Raw genomic sequence first — 15,482 nt, 5'->3', positions numbered from 1 at the left:
TTTATTTCACTTCAAAATGGGTTTGACTATGGCCATTCAATGTTTTTTCCACATGTAAAACCGCTGGCATCGCAGATTTCAATTCAGGTACATGAGAAATTACACCAATCATGCGACCAGAATCCTGTAAATCAATTAATGTATCAATTGCTTTATTTAGTGATTCCTCATCAAGTGAGCCAAAGCCCTCATCAATAAACATCGTTTCAATATGAATATTACCTTGGAAGCTTTGAATCACATCTGCCATCCCCAATGCAAGGCTTAACGAAGCATTAAATTTCTCGCCACCTGATAATGTTTTGACATCTCGTAATTGATCCGTATAGGCATCATAAACATCAAGACCAAGTCCACTTTGCTTCGCATGCTTTTCTAACCTATCTGAGCGCCTAAGCTCAAATTGACCGTTTGATAAATGATATAGCCGTATATTGGCAGCAACTGTAATTTGATCTAAGTAATTAATTTGGATATAACGCTCAAAGGATAGCTTTTTCGAGTTTTGTCCATTTAATAATCCATAGAGCTCCTTTACTCGCCCTGCTTCTTGTTCAAGTAAATGAAGCTCTTTCGCTATTTCTTTCACCTTTTCACTAAAGCCTTGGCATGCTTGTGCAAATCCATTCATCTGTTGCAAACGTTTAAATGCTTCCTCATAGGAAATACGATGCTGTTCTACCCTTGCTTCCATCGCCACTAAATCTTGCTTCTCTTTCCCTTGAAGATATGTAGCCCCTTCGGTAATCTGGATTTGCAACGTGTGTACTTGTAAAGCATAGTCGCTACATGCTTTTCGAAGTGCATCTAATTGTATGACACTCCGTTTAGCAGTAGCATAAGCCTCATAGCTTTCGAAACCTATTTCTTGCATATTTGCTGTAAATTGCTGAAGCTTTTCATTTATTTTAAGCTGCAATTCCTCAAAGGACTGTTTGGTAATTTCTACAGTTAGTGTTGCATTGCTAGCCGCTTCCTTTGCAGCATGTAAATTTTCTTGACTTGCTTGCCAACTTTTTTGAAGCGCTTCTTTCTGTTTGCTAACATCCATAAGTTGTTGCTTTAATTGCTGTAAAGTTGGTAAATTAGCAGGCATCTGCTTAAGCTGTTCTTCTACAACTGCTTCTAATCTTGTCCATTCTTTTATCTGCTCCGCTAAATATTGCTCTAGCTTTGTTTGCTTATTCCGTAGTTGCTCTATTCGATCATGCTGATGCTTTATTTTTAATCGCACATCAGCTAGTTGATGATGAATAGCTTTTAATGCAGCAATCTCCTGTTCCATTTCATGTAAGGTAGCGATGATTTGTGATTGGTCTTCTTGTTTAATATTTTGGGCCTCAAGTTGTTGCCAAGTATCTTGAAGTAGTTGCTGCGTAGATGCTAAAAATGCCTCTTTCTCTAGATACTTACGTTCGTCTGCGGATGCCTTCGCTCTTAATGCTTCCACTTGAGTAAGCTCAATCACTTCCAGTTGCTCATTGTGTGCTTTCTGATGTGTCATACTACCACAAACAGGACAAGGCTCTCCTTCCTTCAGCTGTTTGGCTAAAATACTAGCCTGACTCGTCAGCCACCGTTGCTGCAAAAGTTGAAGAGCCTCTTTACTTTCTTGATAGAGACTTTCTGAAGCAACTACATCCTGCCTAGCTAACTCTACGGCATGTTTATATTTCTCCGCTTGCTTGATTAAAGCAACCTGTTCCCGTAGTTTCGGTAATTGTTCTAAATAGCTTTCATAGGGTTCAACCTGTTTCTCATAGCCTTCTAATGATTGAGAAAAATGCTGTAATTGCTCTTGTTCATTTTCCAAAAGTTTGAGGTTATCATGTACTGCTCGTTTTGCATTTTCAGCATACTGCTCTGCTATTTGCAGCTGTTGTACATTGTGTTCATACGCTTCAAATTTCGGTAATAGCGCTAGCATCTCTATTTCCTGCTGTAAGATTTGCTGTCGTTCAGATTCTTTAGCCTCTTCTCTCTCATAATTTTCTTGTGCTTCTTGCAACTGTTCTTGTGACTGCTGTTGCTTAACCTTTGCTTGTTGAAAAGCTAGTTCTTTTACATTCAGTTCAGCACGTAAATCCTTGCATTGTTGTTCTTGCAGCGTAAGTCGCTCTGCTTGTTCTGCTAAAGCAATCTCCTGCTCCTTTGCTTGGTATAAATCCTGCTGTTGTAAAAGGGTTTGCAACCGCTGCTGTCGATTAGCTTGCTCATCGAATTGCTCATTCAGCGTTTTTGCTAAGCGATAATATTCCTGCTCTTTTTGATGAAGGCTATACGCTTCTTCATAGTGTAGCAGTTCACTTTCTCCACATTTCTTATAGTAGCTAAGCTCCTCATCAAGCGCCTCTGTCAGTTGATGTAGATTCTCTGTATTATCAGCAATCAATGTGAATAAAGCGGATGAACGCTGTGGTAAGGCGCCCACAATTTGACCAAGTAAATGTTCTTTTAATTGTTTGGCACGCTCAAGATCACTTTCTGCTTCTTTACGCTTGGCATCAAGCTTTTTCGCCATGACACCGAAACGATCTGTTTTAAAGATTTTCCGTAAAATTACTTCCTTATTTGTTGAATCAGAGGTTAATAATTTTCTAAATTCACCTTGAGGTAACATCACAATTTGGCTAAATTGATCTTTTGTGAGACCAATAATTTCCTGTAACTTCTTATCGACTTCAAGCGTTTGCTGTTTCTCTACAATGCTATAATCCAGCTTTCCCTCTTTTACTTCTGCTAGCTCTATTTTCTTCCCAGTAACCGTTTTATTTTTTTCTTTAATATGACCTGGCTGTCGTACTATTTGATAGACTTTCCCATGCATTTCAAAGACGAGCTCTACAGCTGTATATACATCATCAGGCGCAAAGCCGCTTCTCAGTAAAGCTGTATCCTGCCGATCCTCCCCACTACCTGATCCGTAAAGAGCATAGCAAATAGCATCGAAAATAGTTGTTTTACCTGCACCCGTTTTTCCAGAAATGGCAAACAATCGATGCTCCCCTAGCTCTTGAAAATCAATTACTTCCGTGTCTTTATATGGACCAAACGCAGTAATTGTTAACTTTAATGGCTTCATTTTACAGTCTCTCGCTCCTCATCTAATAATTCCTGTAACATCTCTGTGAATAAGCGTTCCGTATCTTCATCAGGCTGAACGCCAATAATATTAGTGAAGAATGAACGGAATAAATCTATATCCTCTAGTTTTTCAGCCTCTACCACTTGTAGTTCACGTGATGTATCTTGCCTTAGTACCTTCCGTTCCACATGCATAGCGTTGGGATATACACTACGAATACGTTCCATCGGTGAAGTCACAGATATTGTATCCGTCAATCTAACAAATACATAATCCTCACTTGGTGTGTGCGTTAATAACTCCTCTAATTGACCTTCTACTACTCGCAGATCTCTTCTTGGCACAAGCTTTCTTTTACTTACTGTTGTATTACCTTGTTCATCTAATTCGATGATTAAAAAGCCTTTTTCATGTGAATGCTCAGATAATGAATATTTTAAGATAGAGCCTGCATAGCGAATGGTTTCATTTAAGACAAAATGTGCCTTATGTAAGTGTCCAAGTGCCGTATAGTGAAAAGGCTTAAATAAAGCTGCATTCACACAATCTGAGCCTCCAATGGAAAGTGGCCGCTCGGAATCACTAGTATTGGCTTCTTCCTCACCATACTTCGTCACAAAGGCATGTCCAACAAATACATGACGCTTACTTGTGTCCATGTCTTCCGTGATATGCTCAATAATTTTTTGCATGGCGTCTTGATGAGAACGGATTGATTCTTCTTCAAAGATGTTGCGAATAGCTGCTGGCTCCGCATAGGGCACTAAATGGAAATGCACTTCTCCATGTTGATCATTCAAAACAATAGGTACATGATTTTTTGTAAATTGGCCCTTAATATATAAACCACTATCACTCATTAAACGACTACCAAAATTTAAACGACCTGCACTATCATGATTTCCCGCCACTGCTAGAACAGGAATCTTCTTCTCTAATACTATTTTCGCTAATACATCATTTAATAAATTAACTGCCTCAATAGGAGGCATCGAACGATCATATAAATCACCTGCGATGATAATTACATCTGGTTTTTCCTCATCTATTGCTTGTATAAATTGTTGAAGAATATAATGTTGATCTTCTGTCATATAGACGCCTTGAACAAGCTTTCCTAAATGCCAGTCTGCTGTATGAAATATTTTCATTCTAGTACCTCCTAGTCTTCTCTATATTTTAGCATGACTATTCCCCATCTAGTGCTCTCTAAAGGTTTAGTAGTTCTAGCCAAAATTGGTTTTCATAGAAAAAAGCATCTTATTAGGTAAGATGCCTTAGATATCAATTATTTAGATGTATTTGATAAATGCCTTATATCCTGGGAATCCCTGAATCACGTAAGTCGTACGTGGAGATTGATGTTGTACCACTTTTTGCTGCTGAGGCTTCACTGAGGATTGTTGCTTGAGGATATCCTCAAATGACATAGGATTTGGCTCTGGCAATTCTGATGAAGAGATGTTTAATGCACCACTACCACTATAAACCTGTAAAAATGAGTTAGCCATTTGTCGATAGCCTTCAAAATTTGGATGGACATCTGCACTATTTGGTAAGTAGTTAGTTGCATTCAATCCAAAGGCATCATAGACATTTATATAAGCCGCTCCAGCTTGCTCTGCTTGTTGTTGTAAAATCGTATTTAATCTAACTAGCTGTGCATTGGTTCCTTCTTTTTGCGTCGGATGAACTGTTGGATAAGCAAAATAATAGCCTATGACATAGATTTTTGCATTAGGCGCACGTTCTTCTAATTCAGCCAAAATCGATATCATATTTTTTCTTGCCAAATTTAAAGCGTAATCTACCTGAAGCTGTGAAAAAGCTAAGGTTCCTGCATTTGGGTTTACCTGGACAAGACGTAATAAATCATTAGCCCCTGCCGAAACTGTAATAAGTGTCGCATTTGCTAATAAATTTTGTGCTTCCTCAGTTCGTATTCGTTCTAATACATCCGCCGTTGTAAAGCCAGGAAAAGCCAGTTCTTTTGTATAAAATGATAATTGACCAATCGAACTTAATTTCATGGCAATCAAATCACTATACCCTACATCAATTTCTTTGTAGGGTGTTTGACCCGCTGCTAAGGAATCACCAATCGCCACATAGCTTTCTGTTTGAGCAAAAGCAGATGAAACCCAAAAAGTTATGAATAATATTGTCATACCTAGCAAGCTACATATTCGTTTCATCTGCTTCCCTCTTTTCTTTTTACTAAAGGTTAAAAAGCCCAGCTACCCTTGCGGAAAATTGGCTCAACTGTACCATCAGGTAAAATACCATCAATGTCCATTTCACCACTGCCAATCATGAAGTCTTCATGCGTCACAGAAATATTGGCACCCAAAGCTTCAAGTTGACCGTTTTCTAGGTCTCTACCGCCTTCTAAGCAAGTCGGATATGCCTCACCAATGGCTAAATGGTTTGAAGCATTCTCATCAAACAGCGTATTGAAATATAAAATCTCCGACGCTGAAATAGGTGATTCGTGTGGGACAAGTGCTACTTCACCTAAGTAGGATGAGCCTTCATCCACTTGAATAAGCTCTTGCAATAAATCATGCCCTACTTCAGCCTCTGCCTTAATAATTTTGCCCTCTTCAAATGTTAATTTAAAGCCATCGATGATATTGCCCTGATAGACTAATGGCTTCGTATTACTAACATAACCGTTTACACCTTGTTTCATTGGAAGTGTATAAACTTCTTCTGTTGGCATATTAGCCACAAAAACATTATCTTCTGGTGTTTTACTACCACCAGTTAGCCATTTATGCTGTGGTGCTAAAGCAATTGTTAAATCTGTACCTGGAGCTGTATAGTGAAGCTTTGCATACTTTTTATTATTCAAAAGCTGTGCACGAGATTCTAAATTAGCTACATGCTGACGCCAATTATCAACTGCATTGCCTTCCCCAATATGCACTGTTTTAAAGATAGCTTCCCACAATGCAGGCACCTGCTGCTCTTCTGGTAATTGAGGGAATACCTTTGCTGCCCATTTAACTGAAGGAACAGCTACAATGGACCAAGCAATTAAATCCTTCATGACTGCATTGCGATAGTTTTTCAATGCTGCCCCTGATACTTTTTGATGTGTTGCTAGTCTGTCTGCTGGAATTCCTGTTAGCTTATCAGGATCTGCTGCATCAATCCATAATAGAGCTCCTTTACGTTCAATCAGTTCATCACGCATTTTCACAACCCATTCAGGGAAGCGATTAAATTCCTCATCGGAAGCATGCTCAAAATAAGCACGATCCAATTCATCATCGGAAAAGTTTACATGAACACGGCCTGCCCCAGCCTTGTAAGCCTCTTTTACAACTAAACGGGCAAAATCTAAAGCATCCACAGATGTATTGACTAATAAGTACTGACCTGGTTGGATGTTCACACCCACTTTTACTGCAAGCTCTGCATATGCCTGTAATTTCTCTTCAAATGTCATACTATTTCCCTCGCTTCTGTCCAATTGTTTTAGAATTACCTTCAATCAGCTCGCCATCATGCCATATTTTTTGCACAGGCTTGCATGGAAGTTCCCTTGTCCATTTTTTATAGGTTTTTTCATCACGATAAGATAATAAGGTTAATACTTCACCATCTGCTCCAGCACGGCCAGTACGACCAGAACGATGCAAATACTGTTCAATTGTTCGTGGAACATCAACATGAATAACATGTGTTAAACCAGCAATATCTAAACCACGAGCTGCAATATCTGTTGCAATTAAAATACGTGCGTCCCCTTTACGGAATGCATCTAACGCTTTTTTACGTTCTTCTTTCTTCATATCAGAATGGAGCGTAACAATTGGTGCTGAACGGTATTGTAGTTTTGTTTCCTTCATTAATAATTGATCGATATTATTAACAAAAGCCAGCGCCCTTAAACCCTCAGTATGGGAAAGTCTGCGCAGGAAATCCGTTTTATCACGCTCTTCTACCTTCACAAAAGAATGGACAACTTTACCGACCTTTAACATGTCCTCAGGCTTAATTTTAAAACGTAGAGGCTCAAACATCATACGACTTGCCACTAATTCAATTTCCTCTGTAATCGTAGCCGAAACAACAACTACTTGTCGGCCATAGGCAGAACCTTCGATAAAGGATTTAATAACAACACGGTATTCACGACTTAGTAATTGATCACATTCATCTAAAATAACCGTTTCGACTTCTTTGAGTTTTAACTTTCCTGCTCGTGCTAATTCGTTTAAACGTCCAGGTGTGCCAACAACAATTGTTGGCTTTTTCTTCAACTTTTCAATTTGACGAGCAGAATTGGCACCACCAATCAGCTGCTGAACAGTAATGTCTGTTCCAGCTGTCCACTCACGAATGACTTCTACGATTTGCATAGCAAGCTCTTGTGAGGGAGCTACGATCAGTCCTTGTGTTTGCTTTTTTGCCCCATTCACTTTATTTAATAATGGTAAGACATATGCTAACGTTTTACCTGATCCTGTCGGTGACTCCGCTACAATATCTTTGCCTTCAAGCATAGCTGGTATCATTTCATCTTGAATTTTCATAGGTGTTTCAAAGTTCCATTTTGCTTGTAGTTCTTCTTTTAATAAATTAATGACTGACATGTTATTTCCCACCTTCTATCTACTTGACACTAGTTTAACACACTCCGTAGGTTCCTACTTTATATGTACGTAAGCAATTGTCTAATCGTTTCAAGAAAACATTGCTTGCTTTCATAAAAAATCTGCTTCACTCAACACGGCTGACCACAACTCTTTCAAGAATTGTAGCTTACCCGTGAAAAGCAAGCAGATTCTTTTCAATTCATTTAACACTAATCGACTAATTCATAACCACAAGCTAAAATGGCACATTCAGCTAAAACGATTAATGAATCAATATAAATATTACTTAGCTTCAAATCTCTGTTAACAATAGAAAGCTCTGTACAACCTAAAACAATTCGATCGCAATTTAATGCTAGCATCGCCTCTTCTATCGGTTGCCAATCTTCTAGCGTAACATCCTTCCCAGCCTTGACGTAATCATAAATGATCGACATCACATAGGATCTCATTTCATTATCTGGAACAACTGGTGTAATACCAAATTCCTCAAGTGCATCCTGATACATCCGTGACGTTAACGTGCCTGTTGTTGCTAAAATTCCTACACGCTTCGCTCCTAAATCAGCAGCACGCTTCGCTGTTTCGCGAATCATATGCAATACAGGTATAGGAGAACCTTCTTCAATTTCATGATAAAACGTATGTGCCGTATTACATGGGATAGCAATTACGTCTGCTCCTACCGAAGCTAGTTTTTTTGCATCCTCAATAATGACAGGAACTGGGTTATCCTTTGTATTATCTAAAATAAAAGCCGTACGGTCAGGAATATTTGTATCATTATCAATGATGGTATGTAAATGCTCCTGATCCTTTTGTGCCTTCGTACGTCTTACAATCATTTCACCAATAAACATTGTTGCTAGTGGACCAACGCCACCAATTATACCTAAAGTTTGTTTTTTCATGTGTTAGACAGACCTTTGTTATTAAAATATTTCTTATAGCTGCGATAAAAGCTTAAATTATCTAGCGTGACATTCAACCAACGTTTTGCATTCATATCCTTATAATTAAAAATAGAATCTGTAGCCATACCTTGACGAATTAAACTTTTCGCTTCCATTACTAGTTGTTCATTTTGAACATATTTGAACAGCACACCATTCGGTACAATTGTCCAAAGATGCTTGTTCTTCACGTATGTTAGTTGTTGTTTACTTCCGCGAACATAATCGTCCGCTACATACTGCATTAAATTGAAGCCACTGGCCGTCACATAATAATTGGAAAGTTCATTATGTAATTCAATACTCAACAATTTATATTGACCATCACGATCATCATATTTCATATCAAATGTGGCAAAGCCATGGAATTGTATCGCTTCAAGAAATGACTTAACATTATCCATTAATTCCTGATGATAGGTTGTCATAATCGCTACATAACGCCCTATCCCTTCTGGAGAATGCTCTTCTAAAATAGGATTTCCTACCGCAAGAAGTTTTGCCTTTCCATCTTGTCCTATATATGCATTAACAACACGCATGTTAGCGTCTTCTCCAGGAATATATTGTTGAATCATCAGATCATCACGATAAGCTGATTCTTTATAGATAGCACGTAGTATACTATCCTTTTCGTCCTTATCATATGCAATATATACTTTTTTCTTACCAGGAAAAATACATGTAGCATATTTTGTCATATTCATCGGCTTAATGACAACTGGATAATCAAATGGCATGTCGTAGTCTTCATAATCATTCACCGTGCATACATGTGAGGCAGGGTATTGAAAACCAAATTGTGCGCATAGTTCATACATGCTTTCACGAGTTAAAAGTTGATGAGCAAGTGGTGCGTCTACATAAGGAACTAGAAAATTCTCTACTAACTCCTCTTTATGTTCAACGATTTTTTTGACATAAAACTCATCACAGGCTAATAGCAGTAATTTTTTTTCTTTGAACTCCTCCGCAATAGCTTTTAAAGCGGTCACAAATCTTTCTTCGATATGAAGTCGTGGTATCTCACGAAAAGTCCATAAATCACTTTGTTGAATTTTTTCCATGTTCGTATGGTTTAGTGCAAGCGGCTTCACTCCATAGGCTTCGTAAAATGCTCTGGCCATGCCATAAGCATTCATTTCATCTCCAAGTAAAACCGGTAAAAAAACGTGCTCAATGGCCATTCTACTCAACTCACTTTTGCTTTTTTATTAGTGTAACATACTAACGATTTGTAGCTTATTTATGAACAGCTACAGCCTGTTTGCCTAATTCCTGATAACTTTTGAAAAATTGTTCGACATTGTACGTAACATACCCTTTTAAAGGATCCATTACGACTACCTTATCACCTAAATGTCCCGTCAAGACAACTGCATGTAAGTTCATAAAAGCATCATGCGGAGTTGTTTCCCCTGTATAAATCCAGCCTCTTTCTGCTTTTCGTTTAGGCTTTGATAAATCTAGCGTTACCCATGTCACGACAGGAATACCTTCACGCACAAGCTGTAAAATATCATCCTGTGAGGCGTTACTCATATTTTTGACATGTAAGTCAGCTTGTTTATCTGTAATAACTGCCTCAGCCGCTTTGACAATTGGAGCAGCAAAAACATACATGCCACGAGCTTTATCACGAGGATTACCTGCAAAAGCTTCATTTGGATTTGGTCCAAAACGTTGATTGCCTACTGTTCGTATTTCTTGCTTTGGTAAATATTTGTCAGTCATTTCAAGTTTTGACACGTTCATTCCAAAATAATTTAATACAGCTGTGAGTGATGTAATTTCACAACCATGTGGCAGCTCAGGATTTTGCATGACAACAGGAACATCTAACTCCTGATCGTCTCTTAAAAAATGTGTTTCCAATCGATAATAGGGCTTTGTTGTATCGTAAGTGAAATTCTCGATTGTTGTATACCCATCGTTTGTCGAACTATTTTCAAGTGTGGTTGCAGCAATTGCATATTCTCGCCCTGCCTTTAGCTTTGAAAATACAGCCTCTCCCTCTTCTGAGCCAATTGCTTCTTCCACTACATCACCTGTTTGTACATCTGTAACCGTAAGGAAAAGATTTGGAATAGGTGCCCCGCTATTAAATTCTACTGTTAAAACCGTTAATTGACTTTTTTGTTCAGCATCTTGCCGTGAAAATGGCTGACAGCCTGAAAGTAACATAATAATCAAAATGCCAATAAGTAAAAGGCGTTTATACCACGTCCACAAGACAAATTCCGCTCCTATTCTAAGGCGAAGAGCACCCCCTTCGCCATTCTAATTATTCAATTTGTCGTAGTAGACTCTATTATACGATACTTTCATAGCCGTTCCTATTTTATCTTGATTTAGTAGCTATTTTTTGTACCAAAGTGAGCGGCAAAATTACACAAATCTCCTTCTTTACGAGTAAGCTTAAAAAATCTGAACAGTAATTATACTAAGAGATAATTGAAGTGACTTACATCGTTGTCACTTTCGGCCGTAATGTATGCTTTAGTACCTTACCAGAGGCATTACGTGGCAATTCTATTAAAAACTCAATTTCATATGGTACTTTATATTTAGCAAGTCGTGTTTGACAATAGGATAGTATCGAATTTTCATCAAGAGATTTTCCATCCTTTAACACTACAAATGCTTTTGGTACTTCTCCGTATACTTCATGAGGCAACCCAACCACTGCTGCTTCTAAAATTTCTGGCATTTGATATAGAACTTCTTCTACTTCAATTGGGTAAATATTCTCTCCACCACGAATGATCATATCTTTTTTTCGATCTACAATATATAAATACCCTTCCTCGTCAAAGCGTCCTAAATCCCCTGAGTACAGCCAGCCATCTCTAATCACTCTTGCTGTTTCCTCAGGGTTGCGTAAATAGCCCTTCATTACTTGTGGTCCTCTTACGCATATTTCGCCCACCTCTCCAGCTGGTACGGTCTTTCCTTCACTATTAACTACGCAAACCTCTGTCTGTGCTAATGGTTTTCCAACTGAGCCAATTTTCGTCAATGCATCCGTATCTAATAAAGAGGTAGCTGCAGGTGAATTTTCAGTTTGACCATAAAGATTTTGAACCTTTACATTTGGAAATGCTTCTTTCACTTGCTTTACAAGCTCATAAGGCATCGGGGCAGCACCGTAACATAATAAACGTAAATGATTAAAGCTATGTTCCTTGAATCCAGGAGTATTTAATATAATGGTATACATAGATGGAACACCAAAGAAAATTGTCGCCTCAGTAGCTACAATTTGAGCTAACGTTTTAGTTGGTGAAAATGCTTCTTCAATGACCACTGTTCCCCCTCTATAAAACATAGGCATAGCAAATACATGAAGACCTGCACAATGAAACAAAGGCGTACAAATAAACATTTTGTCCTTGCTAGACATATTCATAGAAGACGACCAAATATCTGCTGTAGCCACGATATTCTGATGCGTTAGCATGACGCCTTTGGGTTTACCTGTTGTTCCTGACGTATACATAACCACTGCCGTATCGTGAGCCTCTAATTGCACAATTTTTCTAGCACGATTATTATACTCAATTATGTTTTTCATTTCTTGAAATCCGATCGTATGTTGGAATGAATAGGAAACGTCCTCTAATGCTTCTGTTAATCTTTCATCAAAAATTAAGCCCTTTGCTTGTGAATGATTAAAAATAAAATCAACCTCAGGAGCAGCTAATTTAGTGTTAATAGGCATCACGATAAAGCCAGCTAATTGGACACCTAAATAAGCGATTAAAAATAAATCTGAATTGAGCGTATATAAGGCAATCACATCATCTTTTTCAAAATCTTGTTCCTGCAAGTAAGCCGCAAATCTTTCTACACGTTGATAAAAATCATGATAGCTTAATGCTTTTCCATCATACAACGTTGCAATTGCATTTGGTTGCTGCCCTGCATAGTCTTCAAGAATATCTGTCATAAACATATTCATTATAAGCCCTCCATACATTCATTTTTTTATTACCGAATGGGAAACTATTAAACTTCTTAAAATTCAGAAAATTACGATTATATTTTATCAAGCAATGTATTTCTTGGCAATTTTTCCACACATTCAAAATATGTAGCCGAACTAACGAAATATTCTTAGACATTTTACTTTTCTAGCAATTTCTATTGGGTGTATGATACTTGTACGATTATTTTTAGGAAAGGCCGGGTTTAAATGCTTTATGCACTTTTAGGAGATTTACATTCTAATATAGAAGACACTAAGGCTGTTCTAGCTCATATTCAACAAACAGCAGAGGAAGCAAAGATCATTGGGCTAGGTGATTTATATGAATGCACTGTTAGTAAGAAAAAGGCACAAACCATATCTGGCTTACCTTTGCAAAAGGCGGCCATAATAGAAAGAGAATTTGAAAAACTGCTAACCTTCCCCTCTATTCGAGGCAATCAAGAAGAACGTATTACTCAGGTCACTGGTATCGAACGTTTTAAAGCATTACCTGAGACAATAGAGATTGATGGGGCCACGCTTATGCACGGTCATCAATTTCAGTGGAATGTAAGCTGGCAGCCGACTTTCCCACCCTTTCAAAAATCATTATTTTTCTTTGGGCATAGTCACGAATCAGGTCTTTATCATCAACAAAAAAAGCTGCCGATTCGTATTCGCTTCGGGCAGCCAATTGCGTTACAAGACAAGCAGTATGGTGTGAATGTAGGCTCTGTTATCAATCACCGTGAATGGTGTCTTTATGATAGCCAAAAGCGAACAGTGACATTTATGTGTGTCCCACCTATTAATCTATAAAAGAGCAAGCTAGTCTATATTAGCTTGCCCTCCATTTTTAATGAATGTATTGCTTTTTCTCGCTCAATAAAATTTCCTTTAACTCTTTTAATTTTTCAATTACAACATACGATTCATCCGTAATTTCTTTCAGGTATTTTTCAGCGCCCGTTTTATTGCCTACATTGTATTCACGCACTGCTTTTTTTGCTATATCATGCACGTGAATAAAAGGCTGTTCTAACTCTGCGTAAACACGCTCATCACCTAACAGTTTTTTTCCGGTGCCGTAATACCATTCGCCGAGGCGTGATTCTTTTGGAGACCCTACATCCTGCTCCGTCATCGTTTCAAAGCCTAGTAGCAAATTGTAGATTTTCCATCTCCACAATAGATGGTCAGTAATGGCTAATTCAATAATATCCTCTTGGCTAATAATAAAGTTTTTAGAAATCGTCGTGGATCGGTATCCATCAATCATTTTACTTAACTTATAAATGGCAGAGCCCATATCAAAAACGATTACCTTACTTTTTTGCATGCTCTCCGTAATAGTATGGTTACGTTCAGAAATAGTAGTAGCAGATTGAGCCTGTACCTTTGTCGTTGTAGCTATTTCCTCAAAGCGCGCGCCCTGCTGCTGCAAGTTTTTATTTAGCTCTGCTAGCGTCTGTGATATATATAAAGTATCTGTAACACCTTGATGTAAATCTTGGGAAAATTGAGTCGTCAATGAGCTAATATTATGGGTAATATGAAGTAGTTCCTGTATATCTGTATGTATAGATTTGACAGATGTACTTGTATCATCAGCAAGTTTCCTTACTTCCTCTGCAACAACCGCAAAGCCCTTTCCTGCTTCTCCAGCACGGGCTGCCTCAATTGATGCGTTTAAAGCCAACAAATTTGTTTGATCTGCTATTTTTTTAATTAATTCCATCAATTTCGCTACACTATTTACACGTTCAACCAAACGCTTAATATCTTCCTGCATTGCTTTATGACCTTCATCAGTCGTCTGTAAAATAGATGATACTTGTTGTAATGATTCTAAATCCTGATTTAATTTTTTAAAGGCATGCTTTGTTTGCTCTGAAATATCACCAACAGATGTGGCAATTTCTTCAATACTCTCGTCCAACTCATGCATTAATTGATCTGCTGCAACAATCTCCTGTTGCTGAATCTCTTGAAATTCAATCAATTCCTTAATGGTATCTAACTGTGTATTATAAGTAATAATTTCACCTAATCCATTTACAACAGATCCTGCTTGAATTTCAATATAGGTCTCTAAAATAATTTGCTGATCAATTGTTACTAAGCTATCGTAAGACAATAAAACATCCAGCATTTTCTCTTCATCACGAGATAGTTCTTTGACAATCAGTGGAATGATTAGTTGGTTGATCAGTGTATAGGCGGAAATCATCCAGTTTGGTAGTACACCAATTCGAGCATGAACATACGCAATTTTCCGTCGCTTAAAGACATAATCTAAATCCAATTCATCATCAAATAAGCTTATAAAGTGTGTATCAAACAGCCCTTTTAAGCGCTCTACTGATGAATGTGTATTGATGACATGATTAAACTCTGGAATTTCCAGTAGACGAGCATAAAAATTATCGAGTATATGCTGTCGATTATTCTCATAAATTTTACGTAAAAACCCAACAGATTCTCGCCTAATTCTAGATAAAGCAAGGAAATCCAATTTTTCTTTAAAGCGTTCATTTGTTTCGATGTCTGAATTTTTCGCAGCTGAGAAATAATCATAACTTTGATTAATCTTCTTCCTTTTGAACATAGCTCCCACTCCTAGTTGTATTAAAGTAAAATAAAATTACCAATATTTTAAAGCCAATTATAGATTTTTCTTTATTACCTTCAACTAATAAAACATATATATTTTACCAACAATAGAAAGACAAAAATAGATGCTCATTTAATTCTTTACACATTATTATTTTTTCGTCCACTTTATTGACAATTTCTTATTTTCTTAGTTAAACACTGTCTTTATGCAGAAAAAGCGCTAAAATCCCGATTGATCTTAGCGCCTTCTT

Annotated in this window: 11 protein-coding genes; 1 reads left to right on the top strand and 10 read right to left on the bottom strand. The window is 37.6% G+C overall.

Going from position 1 to position 15,482, the window contains the following annotated elements; genetic code table 11:
- Position 1: 1 nt before the first annotated feature.
- The 9 genes from V1L66_RS03820 to V1L66_RS03780 all read right to left on the bottom strand — a co-directional run bounded on the left by V1L66_RS03820 (position 2) and on the right by V1L66_RS03780 (position 12,606).
- On the bottom strand, positions 2-3,082 hold the full coding sequence (locus tag V1L66_RS03820) for an SMC family ATPase (protein ID WP_333004938.1): 3,081 nt from the start codon (positions 3,080-3,082) through the stop codon (positions 2-4).
- A complete protein-coding gene (locus V1L66_RS03815) occupies positions 3,079-4,236 on the bottom strand; it encodes an exonuclease SbcCD subunit D (protein WP_333004940.1) in 1,158 nt (385 codons plus the stop codon). The genes V1L66_RS03820 and V1L66_RS03815 overlap by 4 nt, the downstream gene beginning before the upstream one ends.
- A 141-nt stretch (positions 4,237-4,377) precedes the next feature.
- The gene (locus V1L66_RS03810) at positions 4,378-5,280 is read right to left on the bottom strand and encodes a GDSL-type esterase/lipase family protein (protein WP_016993484.1); all 903 of its coding nucleotides are present in this window, start codon (positions 5,278-5,280) and stop codon (positions 4,378-4,380) included.
- A 29-nt stretch (positions 5,281-5,309) separates the two neighbouring features.
- Positions 5,310-6,539, bottom strand: a complete 1,230-nt coding sequence (locus V1L66_RS03805; RefSeq protein WP_016993483.1) for an aminopeptidase — start codon at positions 6,537-6,539, stop codon at positions 5,310-5,312.
- A 1-nt stretch (position 6,540) separates the two neighbouring features.
- A complete protein-coding gene (locus tag V1L66_RS03800) occupies positions 6,541-7,689 on the bottom strand; it encodes a DEAD/DEAH box helicase (protein WP_016993482.1) in 1,149 nt (382 codons plus the stop codon).
- Between the two features lie 212 nt (positions 7,690-7,901).
- A complete protein-coding gene (locus V1L66_RS03795; protein WP_016993481.1) occupies positions 7,902-8,603 on the bottom strand; it encodes an aspartate/glutamate racemase family protein in 702 nt (233 codons plus the stop codon).
- The gene (locus V1L66_RS03790) at positions 8,600-9,832 is read right to left on the bottom strand and encodes a hypothetical protein (RefSeq protein ID WP_036076939.1); all 1,233 of its coding nucleotides are present in this window, start codon (positions 9,830-9,832) and stop codon (positions 8,600-8,602) included. The genes V1L66_RS03795 and V1L66_RS03790 overlap by 4 nt, the downstream gene beginning before the upstream one ends.
- A gap of 55 nt (positions 9,833-9,887) precedes the next feature.
- Positions 9,888-10,877: a C39 family peptidase gene (locus V1L66_RS03785; RefSeq protein WP_016993478.1), complete on the bottom strand. Its 990-nt coding sequence runs from the start codon at positions 10,875-10,877 to the stop codon at positions 9,888-9,890.
- A gap of 232 nt (positions 10,878-11,109) precedes the next feature.
- Positions 11,110-12,606, bottom strand: coding sequence for a long-chain fatty acid--CoA ligase (locus V1L66_RS03780; protein ID WP_333004946.1), 1,497 nt, complete (start codon positions 12,604-12,606; stop codon positions 11,110-11,112).
- A 234-nt stretch (positions 12,607-12,840) separates the two neighbouring features.
- Here V1L66_RS03780 and V1L66_RS03775 point away from each other — a divergent pair, with 234 nt between their 5' ends.
- A complete protein-coding gene (locus V1L66_RS03775; protein ID WP_036076934.1) occupies positions 12,841-13,434 on the top strand; it encodes a metallophosphoesterase in 594 nt (197 codons plus the stop codon).
- Positions 13,435-13,471: 37 nt separating this feature from the next.
- Here the strand turns inward: V1L66_RS03775 and V1L66_RS03770 are convergent, their stop codons facing one another.
- A complete protein-coding gene (locus V1L66_RS03770; RefSeq protein WP_036076931.1) occupies positions 13,472-15,223 on the bottom strand; it encodes a methyl-accepting chemotaxis protein in 1,752 nt (583 codons plus the stop codon).
- Positions 15,224-15,482 lie beyond the last annotated feature (259 nt).

The sequence above is a fragment of the Lysinibacillus sp. IITD104 genome (assembly GCF_036698265.2).
Lineage (GTDB): Bacteria > Bacillota > Bacilli > Bacillales_A > Planococcaceae > Lysinibacillus > Lysinibacillus boronitolerans.
This window is presented reverse-complemented; position numbering and strand designations above follow the sequence as displayed.